Here is a 16,435-nt window from a genome sequence, read left to right on the forward strand (position 1 = left end):
TACCCACGCGGGCGGCTTTCGCACCGGTTACGTGTAGCGGGGATGTGGCAGCGTCGAAGGGGGCAGGCCCGGGATGCGGGTGCGCTCGGCGTCCCGGGAGGCCGCCGCGAGGCCGGCCAGCGAGAGCGAGCGCAGCCAGGCGGTGTCCCGCCGGATCCCCAGGGCCGGCGGCTGCCCCCGGCCGGCCAGCACGAACCCCCAGTCCTGCGGGGCCCGGCCCCGGCCGGAGGAGCGGTCCGGGCCGGCCGAGAAGCCGGAGAGCCGGCCGCCCGCGGCATAGGGCCGGGTCGCCAGCCCGGCCGCCCGCAGGGTCGCCTCGACCGTCCAGAAGGTGTGCGGGCGGCTGGTGAGCGGCCCGGCGTGCACCCCGATCCGGCCGCCCGGCCGCAGCGAGCGCGCCACCAGGCCGTAGAACTCCTGCGAGTACAGCTTGGTGCTGGGCGTGATCCCCGGATCCGGCAGGTCGGAGATCACCACGTCGTACGCGATCCCGTCGCCGCCGGCGCGCAGCCAGCCGAAGGCGTCCGCGGTGACCACCCGCAGCCGGGGGTCGCCGTAGACGTGGGCGTTGAGGGCGGAGAGCATCGGGTCGGTGCGGGCCAGTCGGACCACCCCCGGGTCCAGCTCCACCACGGTCACCGACCGCACGTCCGGGTAGCGCAGCACCTCCCGGGCGGCCAGCCCGTCCCCGCCGCCGAGCACCAGCACCCGGGCGTGCGGGCCGTTCATCGCGGGGTGCACCAGGGCTTCGTGGTAGCGGTGCTCGTCGTAGCCGGAGACCCGCAGCCGGCCGTCGAGGTACAGGTCGAGGCTGCGCGGCGACCCCCGGGAGGGGCCGGTGACCACCAGTTCCTGCACGTCCGTCTGGACGGCCACCCGGACCTCGCCGCCGTAGACCGCGCGCCGGGCCACCCGCTCGAAGTCGTCGGCCAGCGCCGTGGCGCAGGCCAGCACGGCCAGCACGGTGACGTTGGCGACCAGCAGCAGCCAGCGGGCCCGGCGGCTGAGGTCCCCGCGGAACAGCCACAGCACCAGCGCCCCGCCGGCCGCGGCGTTGACCGCGCCGGTCAGCATCGCGCCGGTCAGCTGCCCCAGCATCGGCAGCAGCAGGAAGGGGAAGGCCAGGCCGCCGACCAGCGCGCCCACGTAGTCGGCGGCGAAGAGGTCGGCGACCGCGCCGCCCGCGTCCTGCCGCCGGACCCGCTGGATCAGCGTCATCAGCAGCGGGATCTCGGCGCCGATCAGCACCCCGATGGCCAGCGAGAAGGCCACCAGCGCGGGTCTCGACTCGCCCAGCCAGGCGAAGCAGGCGTAGAGGGCTATGGCCGACAGGCCCCCGATCAGGGCGAGGCCCGCCTCGACGGCGCCGAAGCCGGCGGCCGGCCGCCGGCGCAGGCGCTTGGCCAGCAGCGAGCCGACGCCCATCGCGAAGACCATCACGGAGAGCACGACGGAGGCCTGGGTGACGGAGTCGCCGATCAGGTAGGACGCGAGCGCCAGCAGCTCCAGCTCGTACACGAGTCCGCAGGCCGCGCAGACGAACACGGTGGCGAGGACCAGCAGCCGGCCGGTCCGGGGCCGTACGGGCAGGGCCGCCGTCGGGGCCGCGGTCGGCTCCGGCTCCGGCATCGGGGACGCGGCTGCCCGCGGCTCCGGCGCCGGGGACCCGCCGGAGGCGGCCGGTGCGCTCGGGGCCTCCCCGCCAACGGGAGGGGAACGGTCGATCATGAACCGAACCGTACGTCACGGCATGCTCGCACCCCGTCACCCACATGGGTGCAACCGGCGCACTGTGTCAGCCAGTTGGCGGTACGTACGTCACAGGGCCGGAGCCACCTGCGCGCTGGCGGCCGCCACCCGTACGCCGACCCGGGTGCGGGTGGCGACCAGTTGGCCCTCCTGCGGGTAGGCGTGCCAGGTGCGCCAGCGCACCTGGCCCTCGTGCCGCTGGACGAGCATGGCGGTGAAGGCGTGCGGGCTGCCGGGAAAGGTGCCGGCGAGGCCGTTCGGGTGGTCCGCGACCAGGGCCAGCAGCTCCTGGGCCCGCCCGGCGAACGAGCCCTGCGAAAGGGTTTCCACCCGCGCCGCGAACTCGTACTCCCAGTCGCCCACCCGCTTGGCGACGCCGAGCGGCAGCGGCGTGCTGCTGCCCGGCATGCAGGCGACCGTCTCCGAACAGAGGACGTCCCCCTCCTCCAGCAGCACCTGGTGGGAGGCGCCGAGCAGGCGCAATTCGACCTTGGCCCCCGCGAGTTCGAGCTTCATGACGGCCAGGGCGGGCAGCGGGTCCCGGCCCAGGGCCCAGGCGAGGTCGGCGGCACGCGTGTCGGTGTACGTGGTCTTGAGGGTCGTGAGCATGAGTCGGCTCCGCAAACGCGCGAGGGAAGTGGGCCGGCTGCGGCACCGAGCGGGGCCCCGGCCGGAAAGCAGCTCTTGCGGGGTTCTCCGGCTCGGGTCCACAGGAAGTCCCAGGAGGTCCGAGGACTGGTCTACTCAACCGAGGGAATCATGAAAGGCGCGGCGCACACAGCGTTTTTACCCAACTTGACGTGGTTTACATCCCCTCGGGGGCTATCCAGTTCACCTGTTCAACAGGACGACGCCCAGCGGTAGTTACGGCCTCCTCCAGCCACTTCCCCGAAGACCCCGCCGGACGTCGCCCCGTACGCGGTCCGCCGCTGCCCCGTGTCAGCTCGAACCGCCGTCCACAGCCGCTCGAAGCGTGCTGCCGAACCACCCGAACCGGCTAACGGCCCGGCCCGCCGCGCCCCTCAGCTGCCGCCCCCGCAGCCGCCGCCCCCGCAGGACGAGCCGCCCCCGCAGGAGGACCCGCCGCCACACGAGTGACCGCCACCGCAGGAGGACGATCCCCCGCAGGACGAACCGCCGCCGTCCCACCAGCTGCTGGAACCGCCCCGGCGCGAGCGGCTGTGGCCCTTGCGGACCGCCCCGCCCTTGCTCTTCTTCTTTCCGGACACCGCGGAGAACACGATCACCGCGATCACCACTGCGAAAACCAGGAACATGGCCATCTCCGTGCCCCTCCCCCGTCACCCGGTCCCCCGGGAGCGGGCCCCCCGGGCCCGCGTTGCCAGGGGGATGCCCGCGCTCCCGACGGCCCAAAGCACACTTGAGCAAGTCCAGAGGTTCTGCACAGGATGGCGGACATGACCGCACCTCACAGCTCCGCCGACGCCTCCGGTTCCGCCTGCCGCCCGCTGCTCAACCGGGGCCTGGCCGGCTTCGGCACCACGATCTTCGCGGAGATGTCCGCGCTGGCCGCCTCGACCGGCTCCATCAACCTGGGCCAGGGCTTCCCCGACACCGACGGCCCGGCGGAGATCGCCGAGGCGGCCGTGCGCGCCCTGCGCGACGGCCGCGGCAACCAGTACCCGCCGGGCCCCGGCGTCCCCGAGCTGCGCGCCGCCGTCGCCGCCCACCAGCAGCGCTTCTACGGCCTGGGCTACGACCCGGACAGCGAGGTGCTGGTGACCGCCGGCGCCACCGAGGCCATCGCGGCCTCGCTGCTGGCCCTGCTGGAGCCGGGCGACGAGGTGATCGCCCTGGAGCCGTACTACGACTCGTACGCCGCCTGCATCGCGATGGCCGGCGCCACCCGCGTCCCGGTCACCCTGCGGCCCGAAGGCGACGCCTTCGGCCTGGACCTGGACGAGCTGCGGGCCGCGGTCGGCCCGCGCACCCGGCTGCTGCTCCTGAACACCCCGCACAACCCGACCGGCACCGTGCTCCCCGAGGCCCAGCTGCGCGCCGTCGCGGAGCTGGCCGTGGAGCGGGACCTGCTGGTGATCACCGACGAGGTCTACGAGCACCTGGTCTTCGAGGGGGCGCACGTCCCGCTGGCGTCCTTCCCCGGGATGCGCGAGCGGACCGTGACCATCTCCTCCGCGGGCAAGACCTTCTCCTTCACCGGCTGGAAGGTCGGCTGGGTCACCGCCCCGCCCTCCCTGCTCACCGCCGTCCGCACCGCCAAGCAGTTCCTGACGTACGTCTCCTCGGGGCCCTTCCAGTACGCGATCGCCGAGGCGCTGGCGCTGCCCGACTCCTACTACACGGCCTTCCGCGAGGACCTGCGCGGCAAGCGCGACATCCTCTCCGCGGGCCTGACCGCGGCCGGCTTCCGGGTCTTCCGCCCGCAGGGCACGTACTTCATCACCACCGACATCACCCCGCTCGGCGGCACCGACGGCCTGGAGTTCTGCCGCACCCTGCCGGCCCGCTGCGGGGTGGTGGCCATCCCCAACTCGGTCTTCTACGACGACAAGGACGCCGGCCGCGCCCTGGTCCGCTTCGCCTTCTGCAAGCAGCAGCCCGTCCTCGAGGAAGCCGCCGAACGCCTGCGCACCCTGGCCCTCTGACGCCCTTTCGGACGCCCCTCACCCCGACCGGGCGACGACGAAGGACGTCAGGTGGCAGGTGGCGGGGGCGAGCGTGGCCCAGGTGGTGAAGCGGCCGAGGGTGAGGAGGGGGAAGGCGCAGGTGGGGAACTTCTGCACCATCCGGGCGAGGGCCGCGGACTCGGCCCCGGTCGCCGGGGGCAGCGCGAGGGCGTCGGCCAGCTCCTCCATGCCCGGGTTGTGGCCGACCAGCGCAACGGTGCGCAGCGCCGGGTCCACCTCCCGCAGGACCCGGGTGAGGGCGGCCGGGGCCGCGGCGTAGACCCGGTCGTCGTGGCGGACCGGCACCGGCACCGGGATGCCCAGCTCCTCCGCGGCCAGCTCCCAGGTCTCCCGGGCCCGCCGGGCGGTGGAGCAGACCACCAGGTCGGGTACGCAGTCCAGCTCGCGCAGCAGCCGGCCGGCCGCCGGGGCGTCCCGGCGGCCCCGCGGGGCGAGCGGGCGGTCGTGGTCCGGCACCCCGTCGGGCCAGGCCGACTTCGCGTGCCGCAGCAGCACCAGCCGGCGCACCGGCGCCGCCGGGCCGGGCGTTCCCTCGTCCATGCTCCCGAGTCTCGGGCCCCCGCGGCGCCCTGTCGAGCGGTGGCTCCGGGCGGGTGCACGTCCGGCGTGCCTGGGGATCTATCGGCTGATATCGGTGCAAAGTCTGCTTGTCGCACCACGGACCACGGTCGCCAGTCGTCGAGGGGCGGGACCCATGTCGAGCACCAGCACCCTGGCCCGGTCCCGGACCGGTCCGGCCGCCGGTGTCCGGGACCGGGGCCGGACGGCGGCCCGCCGGGCCGGGCTCGCGCTCGGCGCCTTCGCCGCCGCCCGGGGCCTGGGTGCGCTGGCCCTGGCGCTGGCCGGCCGGCACTTCGGCAAGGACCCGGTCGCGGTGCTCGGCACCTCCTGGGACGCCGGCTGGTACACCTCCATCGCCGCCCACGGCTACGGCCGCACCGTCGTCTTCCCCGGCGGCACCGTCCACAGCGACCTGGCCTTCTTCCCGCTCTACCCGGGGCTGATGCGGCTGCTCTGCGCGGTGCTGCCCGGGGTGGGACCGGCCGGGGCCGGGCTGCTGGTCTCCTGGACCGCGGCCGGGGCCGCCGCCGTCGGCGTGTACCTGATCGGCGAGCGGCTGCACGGCCCCCGGGCCGGGCTGCTGCTGGCGCTGCTGTGGGGGCTGCTGCCGCACTCGGTGATCCTGAGCCTGGGCTACACGGAGCCGCTGCTCACCGCCTTGGCCGCGTGGTCGCTGTACGCGCTGCTGACCCGGCACTGGACGGCCGCCGCCCTGCTCGCGGCGGCGGCCGGGCTCTCCCGGCCCAGCGGCATCGCGGTCGGCGCGGCCGTGACGGTGGCCGCCGCGCAGGAGATCTGGCTCCGCCGGGGCCGGGCACCGGGCCCGGTCTGGGCGGCCGGGGCGCTGGCCCCGCTGGGCTGGGGCGGGTACGTGCTGTGGGTGGGCCGGGTCCGGGGCGACCCGCTGCACGGCTACTTCGCGGTCCAGCGCGCCTGGGGATCGCGCTTCGACTTCGGGCTCGGCGCGCTGCGCTCGGCCCGGCACCTGATGTACGCGCGCGCCGAGCTGGCCTCGCCGATGGTGCTGGTGATCGTCGCGGGGTCGCTGCTGCTGGCCGTGCTGCTCCTGCTGGACGGGGCGCCGCTGCCGCTGCTGGTGTACGCGGGGGTGCTGCTGCTGATCGGGCTCGGCGGCTCGGGCTTCTTCGAGTCCAAGCCGCGCTTCCTGCTGCCGGCCTTCCCGCTGCTGCTGCCGCTCGCCGCCGCGATGGCGAAAGCCCGGCCGGGGGTGACGGTCGTGGTGACCGCCGCCCTGGCCGGGCTGTCGTACGCCTACGGGACGTACCTGGTGCTCATCGCCAGCGTCCCGCCGTAAGGGGCCGGGCTCAGGCCTCGTCGCCCTCGGCGTCGTCACCCTCGGACTTGTCGAGCTCCTGCTCCAGGCCGAGCTGCTCCACGAGCCACTTGTCGAACTCGATGGAGGCGCGGACCCAGCTGACCGTGGAGGACACGAAGTGCTCCAGGCTGACGCCGGTGCCGATCAGCATCTGCGCCTCGCCGATCAGGCGGACCGAGCCGTCGTCGTGGGTGTGGGTGTAGACCTTGGGCCACAGGGTGCGGCGGTTCCAGTCGTCGATCGACTCGAGGAGCTGGTGCTTCTCCTCGAGGCCGTGCGGCCGGTCGTAGAAGGTCCGGACGGAGAAGACCTGCTGCTCGTCCTCGCCGCGGAACATGAAGTAGGTGCGGAACTCCTCCCACGGCGCCGCGAGGTCACCCTCGTCGTCGACGACGTACTTGAGCTCCATCTGCTCGAGAAGCTGCTTGACCAGGTCCTGGTCGGGCACGACGGGACCCGCCGGTCCAGTGGCCTGCGGGTCGGGCTGGCCCCCGAAGTTCGGAATCGAGGCCGGATCGATACTCACCGTGGTTTCCCTTCGTGCGGATACCGCCATCCTCCACCATCGCTCCCACCCCGTGGCAACCCCTGGCCACCCGATCCGCTGCGGGCGGAAAGAACAGGGCGGATCCGTCCGCTCCTGTTCTTCCCGCCGTAGGCTCCGACGAGGGGTTTCGTCCCCTACTTGCGAGTAGTGGTGGGTGTCCGGATCACGTCGCGCGGCCCACGATCAGGCCCTCGCCGGCCACGTCCACGCGGACCGTGTCGCCGTCCTTCACCTCGCCCGCCAGGATCTCCTTGGCCAGCCGGTCGCCGATCGCCGTCTGGATCAGCCGGCGCAGCGGCCGGGCGCCGTACGCGGGGTCGTTGCCCTCGTCGGCCAGCCAGGCCAGCGCCTCGGGCGTGACGTCCAGGGTGAGCCGGCGCTGGGCCAGCCGCTTGGCCAGCGAGCCGATCTGGAGCTCGGCGATGTGGGCCAGCTCGTCCTTCGACAGGGCCGAGAAGACCACCAGGTCGTCCAGCCGGTTCAGGAACTCCGGCTTGAAACTGGCCCGGACCACCTCCAGGACCCGGGCCCGCTTCTGGGCCTCGTCGGTCGTCGGGTCCACCAGGAACTGACTGCCCAGGTTCGAGGTCAGGATCAGGATGGTGTTGCGGAAGTCCACCGTCCGGCCCTGGCCGTCGGTGAGCCGGCCGTCGTCGAGGACCTGGAGCAGGATGTCGAAGACCTCGGGGTGGGCCTTCTCCACCTCGTCGAGCAGCACCACGCTGTACGGGCGCCGGCGGACCGCCTCGGTCAGCTGGCCGCCCTCCTCGTACCCCACGTACCCGGGCGGCGCGCCGACCAGCCGGGCGACGCTGTGCTTCTCCGAGTACTCCGACATGTCGATGCGGACCATGGCCCGCTCGTCGTCGAAGAGGAAGTCGGCGAGCGCCTTGGCCAGCTCGGTCTTGCCGACGCCGGTCGGGCCGAGGAAGAGGAAGGAGCCGGTGGGCCGGTCCGGGTCCGCGATGCCGGCCCGGGTGCGGCGCACCGCGTCCGAGACCGCGCGCACCGCCTCGCCCTGGCCGATCAGCCGGCGGCCCAGCTCCTGCTCCATGCGCAGCAGCTTCTGGGTCTCGCCCTCCAGCAGCCGGCCGGCCGGGATGCCGGTCCAGGAGCCGACCACGTCCGCGATGTCGTCGGGGCCGACCTCCTCCTTGACCATCGTCTCGGTGGCGGCCTCCTGCTCGGCCTCGCTGGCCTCGGCCAGCTCCCGCTCCAGCGCGGGGATCTCGCCGTAGAGCAGCTTGGAGGCGGCGTCGAAGTCGCCGTCGCGCTGGGCGCGCTCGGCCTGGCCGCGCAGGTCGTCCAGCCGCTCCTTGAGCTCGCCGACCCGGTTGAGGGACTGCTTCTCCTTCTCCCAGCGGGCGGTCAGCCCGCGCAGCTCCTCCTCCTTGTCGGCGAGGTCCTTGCGCAGCCGCTCCAGGCGCTCGCGGGAGGCCGGGTCGGACTCGTTCTTGAGGGCCAGCTCCTCCATGCGCAGCCGGTCCACCGAGCGCTGCAGCTCGTCGATCTCCACCGGGGAGGAGTCGATCTCCATGCGCAGCCGGGAGGCGGCCTCGTCGACCAGGTCGATGGCCTTGTCCGGCAGGAAGCGGGAGGTGATGTACCGGTCGGAGAGGGTGGCGGCGGCGACCAGGGCGCTGTCGTTGATCTGCACCTTGTGGTGGGCCTCGTACCGGCCCTTGAGGCCGCGCAGGATCGCGATGGTGTCCTCGACGCTCGGCTCGGCGACCAGCACCTGCTGGAAGCGCCGCTCCAGCGCCGGGTCCTTCTCGATCCGCTCGCGGTACTCGTCGAGGGTGGTCGCGCCGACCATCCGCAGCTCGCCGCGGGCCAGCATCGGCTTGAGCATGTTGCCCGCGTCCATCGCGGAGTCGCCGCCGGCGCCCGCGCCGACGACGGTGTGCAGCTCGTCGATGAAGGTGATGATCTGGCCGTCGCTGTTCTTGATCTCGGCCAGGACCGTCTTGAGGCGCTCCTCGAACTCGCCGCGGTACTTGGCCCCGGCGACCATCGCGCCGAGGTCGAGGGAGACCAGGCGCTTGTTCTTCAGGGACTCGGGGACGTCGCCCTTGACGATGCGCTGGGCCAGGCCCTCCACGACGGCGGTCTTGCCGACGCCGGGCTCGCCGATGAGCACCGGGTTGTTCTTGGTGCGCCGCGACAGGACCTGCACCACGCGGCGGATCTCCTGGTCGCGGCCGATCACCGGGTCCAGCCGGCCCTCGCGGGCGGCGGCGGTGAAATCGGTGCCGAACTTCTCCAGGGCCTTGTACTGGCCCTCGGGGTCGGGGGTGGTCACCCGCCGTCCTCCTCGTACTGACTCGAAGGCGTCCAGCAGCTTCGGCGCGGTCGCGCCCTGCCGGGTGAGCAGCTCGCCGGCCTGGCCGCCCTTGGCGGCCAGGGCGATCAGCAGGTGCTCGGTGGAGAGGTAGTCGTCGCCCAGCTCGCCGGCCTGCCGGTCCGCCTCGGCGAGGACGGCCAGCAGCTCCCGGCTGGCCTGCGGGGGCGCCACGGTGGAGCCGGTGACGCTGGGCAGCGCCGCCAGGGCCCGCTCGGCACCGGCCCGCACCTGCGCCTGGTCGGCCCCGACGGCGGCGAGCAGGTCGGTGACGTTCTCGTTCTCGGAGCCCTCGAGGAGCGCGAGCAGCAGGTGCAGCGGGGTCAGGTCGGCGTGGCCGTCCTTGACGGCCCTGGTGGTGGCGGCGTTCAGGGCCTCACGGCTCTTGTTGGTCAGTTCGGCGTCCACGTACGGCGTCTCCTCTCCGGGACGATTCACAGCTCTGAGGCGGTGCGCATCCATGAGCACATGTATGAGTAGGGCAACGTGTGCAAAGTTGAGTCTATTCCACTCAAGGCTGAGATCACACCCCTGGCCCCCTAGGCTGCGGGCATGGCCCTGGACCCACTGAACCCCACGCCGGACTACCTCGCCTTCTGGCGGGAGCGGCACGTCTGCACGCTCACCACCACGCGGCCCGACGGCACGCCGCACGTGGTCCCGGTGGGCGTGACGTACGACCCCGAGGCCGGGGTGGCGCGGGTGATCACCAACAAGAACAGCAAGAAGGTCCGCAACATCCTGGCGGCGCAGCCGGGGCCGGCCCGGGCGGCGGTGTGCCAGCTGGCCGGCCGGCGCTGGGCCACGCTGGAGGGCCGCGCGGTGGTCCGGACGGACGAGGCGGCGGTCGCGGAGGCGGTGGCGCGCTACGCGGAGCGGTACGGGCGGATGCCCTCGCCGAACCCGGACCGGGTGGTGCTGGAGATCCGGCTGGACCGGGCGATGGGCCGCGCCTGACCTGGTGTCACGCGATTTTGGCCGATCCGCGGTATGGACGCGGACATCACAACGGCGCCATCGTGTTCAGGTCCACGATGGCGCCGTTGTGTGGGGGAAGTACCTGGGGCGATCTGCAACGACGGGGGAATCGCCTCAGGCACTGCGGGGGGTGGCGGAGGTGGTGATATCGGGTTCGAAGAGCTGGTGGTCACGGGCATCGAGATTCACGAAGACCATTCCGTACCGGACCTCGCAACGGACGGGCTGCGGTGCACCGCGCGGACGGCGCAGGCACCGGTAGGCGCGGACGTCCTCGTCCTCCTCGCGGACGACGACGATGGGCTGTCCGAAGAGGGTGACCATCAGGGAGTCACCGGAGTGCGGGATCGCCGTGGCGAGGTCGACGAACTGCCATCCGGATCGGTAGGCAGAGGCCATTTCACGCCGGAAGGTGCGGTCGTCGGGCGTCATGCGTCACCCTTCCGCGTGGCGTTGGTCCAGCCGCTGTCGAACGCGACCAGCTGCTGGGCTGCGGAGTTCCAGCCACTGTCGGTCGGCCCCGTGTTCCAGCCGCTGTCCTCGGCCTGGTTGGTCACGGCGAGGCCGCCACCCACCGCCCCGTACGCCACGACCGTGGAGAGAGCAACGGCAACCACCGAGCGAAGCAATCTTTTGTACATGGTCGACTTCGTCCTCACTGGATGGATTCCTCTCCCCCGCATGACAGACGATGACCGATCGAGCCATGTCATTGCCACCGTGGCGGTGCATCATGTTCCTGAAGATGCAGGACCTTGGGGGTGGGAGATTTGACGATAAACAGCACAAAGCAGACACATCCCCACTCTGTGACGGATCTGTGCGGTCCGGGCGCGGAGCTTTACGCGACCGCGCTCAGCTCGGGCCGCATCGCCCGCGTAGAAGTTGAATCCGCGCCCTGCCTGCTGGAATTCGCGCTGCTCCATCCCGATCCCGACGACGCCAACTGGCTCCGCCCAGTACCTCCGACGGTTGCGCTCACTCAAAGGTTGCAACCGATCGAACGGGAGATCCTGCAACGCCGGCGCGCCAGCATCGAGCTCGCCGAAGCATTCGAGCCATTCATGGCCATCAGTGCATTGACTCCCGCCCCCACCCACGCGATCACCGTGCTCGAGGGTTTCGACCGCATCAACGCCGCGTTGAACCTCGCCACCGCCGAGTGTCACACGGAGATGCTCACCATCCAGCCGGGCGGCGCCCGCCCCATCGACGCCCTCACCCAGGCCCTGGAGCGGGACCAGCCGCTGACCGACCGCGGGGTGAGCATCCGCACCCTCTACCAGCACACCGTCCGGCACAGCCCGGGCACCCTCGAGTACGTCGCCCGGATCTCCACCGGCAAGGTGGAGATCCGCACCCTCGAGGAGCTGATCGAGCGGCTGATCGTCTTCGACCGGGCCGTCGCCTTCATCCCCGCCAGCCACGACCGCAGCGTGGCCCTGGAGCTGCGCCACCCGGGGCTGGTGGAATACCTCATCAAGGTCTTCGAGCAGCTGTGGCGCCGGGCCGTGCCGCTGCTCGAAGAGGTCCAGTACACCCCCACCCCGCACGGCATCTCCGGAGTGCAGCGCTCCATCGCCCAGCTCCTCGTCGAGGGACACGTGGACGAGGCCATCGCCCGCCGGCTCGGGATGAACGTCCGCACCTGCCGGGCCCACATCGCCAAGCTCGCCACCCACCTCGGCAGCGGCAGCCGCGCCCAACTCGGCTTCCTGATCGCCCAGTCGGGGATACTCGACGCCCCGCCGGGACCCTGCGAGTAGCCCCGGTCCCGAACACACCGAAGGCCGGCCCGGAGCACCGGGTCGGCCTTCTGCACTACGGGCCGGGAGCGGACGGCTCCCGGCCCCCTACTCGGGGGACCGCTTGGGGCGCCAGACCACCAGCGCGCTGGTCTGCTGGACGTCCTGGTACGGGACCAGGTCCCGGCGGTAGGAGGCGTGCACCTGCGCCTCGCGCTGCTGCATGGCCATCGCGGCGCCGTCCAGCGCCGAGGACAGCTCGGCCACCCGCTGCTGGAGCGCGGCGACCTGGTTCTCCAGCTCGATGATCCGCTTGATGCCGGCCAGGTTGATGCCCTCGTCCTGGGACAACTGCTGCACGGTGCGCAGCAGTTCGATGTCGCGGGCGGAGTAGCGGCGGCCCCGGCCGGCGGTCCGGTCCGGGGAGACCAGGCCGAGCCGGTCGTACTGGCGCAGGGTCTGCGGATGCAGGCCGGAGAGCTGGGCGGCCACCGAGATCACGTACACCGGTGACTCGTCGGTCAGTTGGAACGGATCGCGTCGACGGCCTTCCATCTCAAGCTCCCTTCGCAGCCTGGAACAGCTCTTCCCTGGGGTCCTCGCCCGCGGTGGTGTCGCGGTAGGCCTCGAGGGCTTCGCGCGCCTTGTCGCTCAGCCCGGTGGGCACCGCGACCTCGACGGTGACGAGGAGGTCGCCGCGGGTGCCGTCCTTGCGGACCGCGCCCTTGCCGCGGGCCCGCATGGTGCGGCCGTTGGGGGTGCCGGCGGGAAGTTTGAGGGTGACCGGGGGGCCGCCGAGGGTCGGGACCTTGACCTCGCCGCCGAGCGCGGCCTCCACGAAGGAGACCGGCACGGTGACCGTCAGGTTGTCGCCCTTGCGGCCGAAGACCGGGTGGGAGTTGACGTGCACGACGACGTAGAGGTCGCCCGCCGGGCCGCCGCGCTCGCCCGGGGCGCCCTTGCCGCGCAGCCGGATCCGCTGCCCGTCGGAGACCCCGGCGGGGATGCGGACCTGCATGGTGCGCGAGGAGGCGGCCCGGCCGCTGCCCTTGCACACCTCGCACGGGTTCTCCGCGATCAGGCCCCGGCCCTTGCAGTCCACGCAGGGGTCGGTGAGCGAGAAGCCGCCCCCGCCGCCGCGTGAGACCTGGCCGGTGCCGACGCAGGTCGGGCACACCCGGGGGGTGCCGTTCTTGTCGCCGGTGCCCGAGCAGGCCTTGCAGGGGGCCTGGGAGGACATCCGCAGCGGGACGGTCGCGCCGTCCACCGCCTCGGTGAAGCTGAGCGTCACCTCGGACTCGATGTCCTGGCCGCGCCGGGGCTGGGTACGGGTACCCGCACCGGCCCGGCCGCCGAACAGCCCGCCGAAGACGTCGCCCAGCCCGCCGCCGAAGCCGCCGGCCCCGCCGCCTCCGCCCTGGGCGCCCCCGAAGAGGTCGCCCAGGTCGAAGTTGAAGGAGCCGCCGGCCCCGGGACCGGGACGGAAGCCGCCGTTGCCGAAGAGCGCGCGGGCCTCGTCGTACTCCTTGCGCTTCTTGGCGTCGGCGAGGACGTCATTGGCCTCGGAGATCTCCTTGAAGCGCTCCTCGGCCTCGGCGTTGCCCTTGTTGGCGTCCGGGTGGAACTCGCGGGCGAGCTTCCGGTACGCCTTCTTGATCTCGGCCTCGGTGGCGTCCTTGGGGACGCCGAGAACCTTGTAGTAGTCCTTCTCCACGAAGTCCTTCGTGCTCATCGACGTCCCTCCTCCCGCGTGCGGGTGCTACCTGGCATTGCCTTGCTGCTTACTCGCTGTCCTGCTCGGAGTCTTCCGACTCCTCCGCCTTGGCCGGGGCCCCGGGCTGGGGCTCGGCCACCGCGACGCGCGCGGGGCGGATCGTACGCTCGCCGATCCGGTACCCGGGCTGCAGGATCGCCACGCAGGTCGTCTCGGTGACGTCCGGCGCGTACGAGTGCATCAGGGCCTCGTGGATCGTCGGGTCGAAGGGCTCGCCCTCCTTGCCGAACTGCTGGAGGCCCATCTTGGCGGCGACGGTCTCCAGGGATTCCGCCACCGACTTGAAGCCGCCGACCAGCTCGCCGTGCTCGCGGGCCCGGCCGATGTCGTCGAGCGTGGGAAGGAGCTCGGTCAGGAGGCTCGCGACGGCGATCTCCTTGACCGCGACCCGGTCCCGGTCCACCCGGCGGCGGTAGTTCTGGTACTCGGCCTGGAGCCGCTGGAGGTCCGCGGTGCGCTCGCCGAGCGCGGTGCGGGCCTGGTCCAGCTGGGCGACCAGGGCTACGTCGCTGGCGTCCCCGGCCGGGGCCGCCGCGCCCTCCTTGGAGGAGGCGGCGGCCTTCGGCTCGGCGTCATCGCTGGTGGCGCCGGTGGGGACGTCGGGCTTCTCCTCGAAGCCCGGGGTCTCCTCCGACATCAGACAGCGCCGCCCTTCGGCTTGTCCTCGTCGACGATCTCGGCGTCGACGACGTCGTCGTCGGCGGCCTTGTGCTCACCCGCGTCACCGGCACCGCCGGCGGCCTGGGCGCCCTGGGCGTCGGCGTAGATCGCCTGGCCGAGCTTCTGGCTGACCGCGGCGACCTTCTCGGTCGCGGTGCGGATCTCGGCCGCGTCCTCGCCCTTGAGCTTGTCCTTCAGCTCCTCGAGCGCGGCCTCGACCTCGGTCTTGACGTCGCCCGGGACCTTGTCCTCGTTGTCCTTGAGGAACTTCTCGGTCTGGTAGACGAGCTGCTCGCCCTGGTTGCGGGTCTCGGCGGCCTCGCGGCGGCGGTGGTCCTCCTCCGCGTACTGCTCGGCCTCCTGGCGCATCCGGTCGACCTCGTCCTTGGCGAGCGAGGAGCCGCCGGTGACGGTCATCTTCTGCTCCTTGCCCGTGCCGAGGTCCTTCGCGGTCACGTGCATGATGCCGTTGGCGTCGATGTCGAAGGAGACCTCGATCTGCGGGACGCCACGCGGGGCCGGCGGCAGGCCGGTCAGCTCGAACATGCCGAGCTTCTTGTTGTACGCCGCGATCTCGCGCTCGCCCTGGTAGACCTGGATCTGCACGGACGGCTGGTTGTCCTCGGCCGTCGTGAAGATCTCGGACCGCTTGGTCGGGATCGTGGTGTTGCGCTCGATGAGCTTGGTCATGATGCCGCCCTTGGTCTCGATACCGAGGGACAGCGGGGTCACGTCGAGGAGCAGGACGTCCTTGACCTCACCCTTGAGGACACCGGCCTGGAGCGTGGCGCCGATGGCGACGACCTCGTCCGGGTTCACACCCTTGTTGGCCTCCTTGCCGCCGGTCAGCTCCTTGACGAGCTCGGCGACGGCGGGCATGCGGGTGGAGCCGCCGACCAGGACGACGTGGTCGATCTCGCTGAGCGAGATGCCGGCGTCCTTGATGACGTTGTGGAACGGCGTCTTGCAGCGCTCCAGCAGGTCGGAGGTCAGCTGCTGGAACTGAGCGCGCGTCAGCTTCTCGTCCAGGTGCAGCGGGCCCTCGGCGGAGGCGGTGATGTACGGGAGGTTGATCGTGGTCTCCGTGGAGGAGGAGAGCTCGATCTTCGCCTTCTCGGCGGCCTCGCGCAGGCGCTGCAGCGCCATCTTGTCCTTGGACAGGTCGACGCCGTGGCCGTTGGCGAACTGCTTCACCAGGTAGTCGACGACGCGCTGGTCCCAGTCGTCGCCACCGAGGTGGTTGTCACCGTTGGTGGCCTTCACCTCGACGACGCCGTCGCCGATCTCGAGGAGCGACACGTCGAAGGTGCCGCCGCCGAGGTCGAAGACGAGAATGGTCTGGTCGTCCTTGTCGAGGCCGTAGGCCAGGGCGGCCGCGGTCGGCTCGTTGACAATACGCAGGACGTTGAGGCCCGCGATCTCACCGGCCTCCTTGGTGGCCTGGCGCTCGGAGTCGTTGAAGTACGCCGGCACGGTGATGACCGCGTCGGTGACCTTCTCGCCCAGGTAGGCCTCGGCGTCGCGCTTCAGCTTCTGCAGGATGAAGGCGCTCATCTGCTGCGGGTTGAAGGCCTTGCCGTCGAGCTCGATCTTCCAGTCCGTGCCCATGTGGCGCTTGACCGAACGAATGGTCCGGTCGACGTTGGTGACCGCCTGGCGCTTGGCGACCTCGCCGACGAGCACCTCGCCGTTCTTCGCGAAGGCGACGACGGACGGCGTGGTCCTGGCGCCCTCGGCGTTGGTGATGACGGTGGGCTCGCCGCCTTCGAGAACGCTGACGACGGAGTTAGTCGTGCCCAGGTCGATGCCGACCGCACGTGCCATTTTGATTCCTCCATGACTTGAGTGGAACAGGCTCAAGGATGCCGCACCGCCGCGCTGGCGTCAACAGAGGTGAGTCGAGGCGACTCAACTCTTACGCCACCCTTACGCTCAGGGCGAGCCTCGCCGGAGGTTGCCCTTCCAGCCTCGCTGGGGGTACCTCCCAGCGGTAGCTGGGGGAGTTTGAGGCGCGGGGTCCGGGGCGGAGCCCCGGTTTCGGGAAGGGGCGGGTGGGCGATACCGGGGTCCACGGC

Annotated in this window: 16 protein-coding genes; 4 read left to right on the forward strand and 12 right to left on the reverse strand. The window is 71.9% G+C overall.

Annotation, left to right across the window (positions count from 1 at the left end; all coding sequences use genetic code 11):
• Window positions 1–27 precede the first annotated feature (27 nt).
• The 3 genes from AB0O40_RS21540 to AB0O40_RS21550 form a co-directional block, all read right to left on the reverse strand.
• Window positions 28–1,629 (reverse strand): polyamine aminopropyltransferase, encoded by a 1,602-nt coding sequence (locus tag AB0O40_RS21540; protein ID WP_365043949.1) that lies wholly within the window; start codon window positions 1,627–1,629, stop codon window positions 28–30.
• Between the two features lie 189 nt (window positions 1,630–1,818).
• A complete protein-coding gene (locus tag AB0O40_RS21545) occupies window positions 1,819–2,358 on the reverse strand; it encodes a DUF2617 family protein (RefSeq protein WP_365043905.1) in 540 nt (179 codons plus the stop codon).
• Window positions 2,359–2,771: 413 nt separating this feature from the next.
• Window positions 2,772–3,026 (reverse strand): hypothetical protein, encoded by a 255-nt coding sequence (locus AB0O40_RS21550; RefSeq protein WP_365043908.1) that lies wholly within the window; start codon window positions 3,024–3,026, stop codon window positions 2,772–2,774.
• A gap of 132 nt (window positions 3,027–3,158) precedes the next feature.
• Here AB0O40_RS21550 and AB0O40_RS21555 point away from each other — a divergent pair, with 132 nt between their 5' ends.
• Window positions 3,159–4,376: a pyridoxal phosphate-dependent aminotransferase gene (locus tag AB0O40_RS21555; RefSeq protein WP_365043911.1), complete on the forward strand. Its 1,218-nt coding sequence runs from the start codon at window positions 3,159–3,161 to the stop codon at window positions 4,374–4,376.
• Window positions 4,377–4,394: 18 nt separating this feature from the next.
• Here AB0O40_RS21555 and AB0O40_RS21560 read toward each other — a convergent pair whose 3' ends face one another.
• Window positions 4,395–4,958: a histidine phosphatase family protein gene (locus tag AB0O40_RS21560; protein ID WP_365043914.1), complete on the reverse strand. Its 564-nt coding sequence runs from the start codon at window positions 4,956–4,958 to the stop codon at window positions 4,395–4,397.
• Window positions 4,959–5,112: 154 nt separating this feature from the next.
• On the opposite strand from AB0O40_RS21560, the gene AB0O40_RS21565 reads away from it, so the two are divergent.
• The gene (locus tag AB0O40_RS21565) at window positions 5,113–6,294 is read left to right on the forward strand and encodes a hypothetical protein (protein ID WP_365043916.1); all 1,182 of its coding nucleotides are present in this window, start codon (window positions 5,113–5,115) and stop codon (window positions 6,292–6,294) included.
• A 10-nt stretch (window positions 6,295–6,304) separates the two neighbouring features.
• On the opposite strand, the gene AB0O40_RS21570 is transcribed toward AB0O40_RS21565, so the two are convergent.
• Together AB0O40_RS21570 and clpB are read right to left on the reverse strand one after the other, a co-directional pair.
• Window positions 6,305–6,841: a YbjN domain-containing protein gene (locus AB0O40_RS21570; protein ID WP_365043919.1), complete on the reverse strand. Its 537-nt coding sequence runs from the start codon at window positions 6,839–6,841 to the stop codon at window positions 6,305–6,307.
• 184 nt (window positions 6,842–7,025) lie between these two features.
• Entirely contained in the window at window positions 7,026–9,611 is a 2,586-nt protein-coding gene (gene clpB, locus AB0O40_RS21575) for an ATP-dependent chaperone ClpB (RefSeq protein ID WP_365043922.1), read from the reverse strand.
• 144 nt (window positions 9,612–9,755) lie between these two features.
• Here clpB and AB0O40_RS21580 point away from each other — a divergent pair, with 144 nt between their 5' ends.
• On the forward strand, window positions 9,756–10,160 hold the full coding sequence (locus AB0O40_RS21580) for a TIGR03618 family F420-dependent PPOX class oxidoreductase (RefSeq protein ID WP_365043924.1): 405 nt from the start codon (window positions 9,756–9,758) through the stop codon (window positions 10,158–10,160).
• A 135-nt stretch (window positions 10,161–10,295) separates the two neighbouring features.
• Here AB0O40_RS21580 and AB0O40_RS21585 read toward each other — a convergent pair whose 3' ends face one another.
• Both AB0O40_RS21585 and AB0O40_RS21590 read right to left on the reverse strand, forming a co-directional pair.
• Window positions 10,296–10,613, reverse strand: a complete 318-nt coding sequence (locus AB0O40_RS21585; RefSeq protein ID WP_365043927.1) for a (2Fe-2S)-binding protein — start codon at window positions 10,611–10,613, stop codon at window positions 10,296–10,298.
• A complete protein-coding gene (locus tag AB0O40_RS21590) occupies window positions 10,610–10,798 on the reverse strand; it encodes a hypothetical protein (protein WP_365043930.1) in 189 nt (62 codons plus the stop codon). Before AB0O40_RS21590 ends, AB0O40_RS21585 begins: the two co-directional genes overlap by 4 nt.
• Before the next feature lie 153 nt (window positions 10,799–10,951).
• Here AB0O40_RS21590 and AB0O40_RS21595 point away from each other — a divergent pair, with 153 nt between their 5' ends.
• Window positions 10,952–11,947, forward strand: coding sequence for a helix-turn-helix transcriptional regulator (locus AB0O40_RS21595; protein ID WP_365043933.1), 996 nt, complete (start codon window positions 10,952–10,954; stop codon window positions 11,945–11,947).
• An 87-nt stretch (window positions 11,948–12,034) separates the two neighbouring features.
• On the opposite strand, the gene AB0O40_RS21600 is transcribed toward AB0O40_RS21595, so the two are convergent.
• Genes AB0O40_RS21600 through dnaK form a run of 4 tightly spaced genes read right to left on the reverse strand, consistent with a single transcriptional unit; the run spans window position 12,035 to window position 16,184 of the window.
• Window positions 12,035–12,481, reverse strand: coding sequence for a helix-turn-helix domain-containing protein (locus AB0O40_RS21600; protein WP_365043935.1), 447 nt, complete (start codon window positions 12,479–12,481; stop codon window positions 12,035–12,037).
• Window position 12,482: 1 nt separating this feature from the next.
• Window positions 12,483–13,658, reverse strand: coding sequence for a molecular chaperone DnaJ (gene dnaJ / locus AB0O40_RS21605; protein ID WP_365043938.1), 1,176 nt, complete (start codon window positions 13,656–13,658; stop codon window positions 12,483–12,485).
• A gap of 49 nt (window positions 13,659–13,707) precedes the next feature.
• Window positions 13,708–14,337 carry a nucleotide exchange factor GrpE gene (gene grpE / locus AB0O40_RS21610; RefSeq protein WP_365043941.1) on the reverse strand — a complete coding sequence of 210 codons (630 nt, stop codon included), beginning with the start codon at window positions 14,335–14,337 and terminating at the stop codon, window positions 13,708–13,710.
• Window positions 14,337–16,184, reverse strand: coding sequence for a molecular chaperone DnaK (dnaK, locus tag AB0O40_RS21615; protein ID WP_365043943.1), 1,848 nt, complete (start codon window positions 16,182–16,184; stop codon window positions 14,337–14,339). The genes grpE and dnaK overlap by 1 nt, the downstream gene beginning before the upstream one ends.
• Window positions 16,185–16,435: the final 251 nt, after the last annotated feature.

The sequence above is a fragment of the Streptomyces sp. NPDC089919 genome (genome assembly GCF_040684615.1).
In the GTDB taxonomy this organism is placed as follows: domain Bacteria; phylum Actinomycetota; class Actinomycetes; order Streptomycetales; family Streptomycetaceae; genus Streptomyces.

What these genes read in the sequence shown, in the direction of transcription:
- AB0O40_RS21550 (WP_365043908.1), bottom strand. Translation starts at nt 3,026, where the DNA reads ATGTTCCTGGTTTTCGCAGTGGTGATCGCGGTGATCGTGTTCTCCGCG.
- grpE (WP_365043941.1), bottom strand. Translation starts at nt 14,337, where the DNA reads ATGTCGGAGGAGACCCCGGGCTTCGAGGAGAAGCCCGACGTCCCCACC.
- AB0O40_RS21545 (WP_365043905.1), bottom strand. Translation starts at nt 2,358, where the DNA reads ATGCTCACGACCCTCAAGACCACGTACACCGACACGCGTGCCGCCGAC.
- AB0O40_RS21585 (WP_365043927.1), bottom strand. Translation starts at nt 10,613, where the DNA reads ATGACGCCCGACGACCGCACCTTCCGGCGTGAAATGGCCTCTGCCTAC.
- AB0O40_RS21540 (WP_365043949.1), bottom strand. Translation starts at nt 1,629, where the DNA reads ATGCCGGAGCCGGAGCCGACCGCGGCCCCGACGGCGGCCCTGCCCGTA.
- AB0O40_RS21600 (WP_365043935.1), bottom strand. Translation starts at nt 12,481, where the DNA reads ATGGAAGGCCGTCGACGCGATCCGTTCCAACTGACCGACGAGTCACCG.
- AB0O40_RS21560 (WP_365043914.1), bottom strand. Translation starts at nt 4,958, where the DNA reads ATGGACGAGGGAACGCCCGGCCCGGCGGCGCCGGTGCGCCGGCTGGTG.
- AB0O40_RS21555 (WP_365043911.1), top strand. Translation starts at nt 3,159, where the DNA reads ATGGCGGACATGACCGCACCTCACAGCTCCGCCGACGCCTCCGGTTCC.
- AB0O40_RS21565 (WP_365043916.1), top strand. Translation starts at nt 5,113, where the DNA reads ATGTCGAGCACCAGCACCCTGGCCCGGTCCCGGACCGGTCCGGCCGCC.
- dnaK (WP_365043943.1), bottom strand. Translation starts at nt 16,184, where the DNA reads ATGGCACGTGCGGTCGGCATCGACCTGGGCACGACTAACTCCGTCGTC.
- AB0O40_RS21580 (WP_365043924.1), top strand. Translation starts at nt 9,756, where the DNA reads ATGGCCCTGGACCCACTGAACCCCACGCCGGACTACCTCGCCTTCTGG.
- dnaJ (WP_365043938.1), bottom strand. Translation starts at nt 13,658, where the DNA reads ATGAGCACGAAGGACTTCGTGGAGAAGGACTACTACAAGGTTCTCGGC.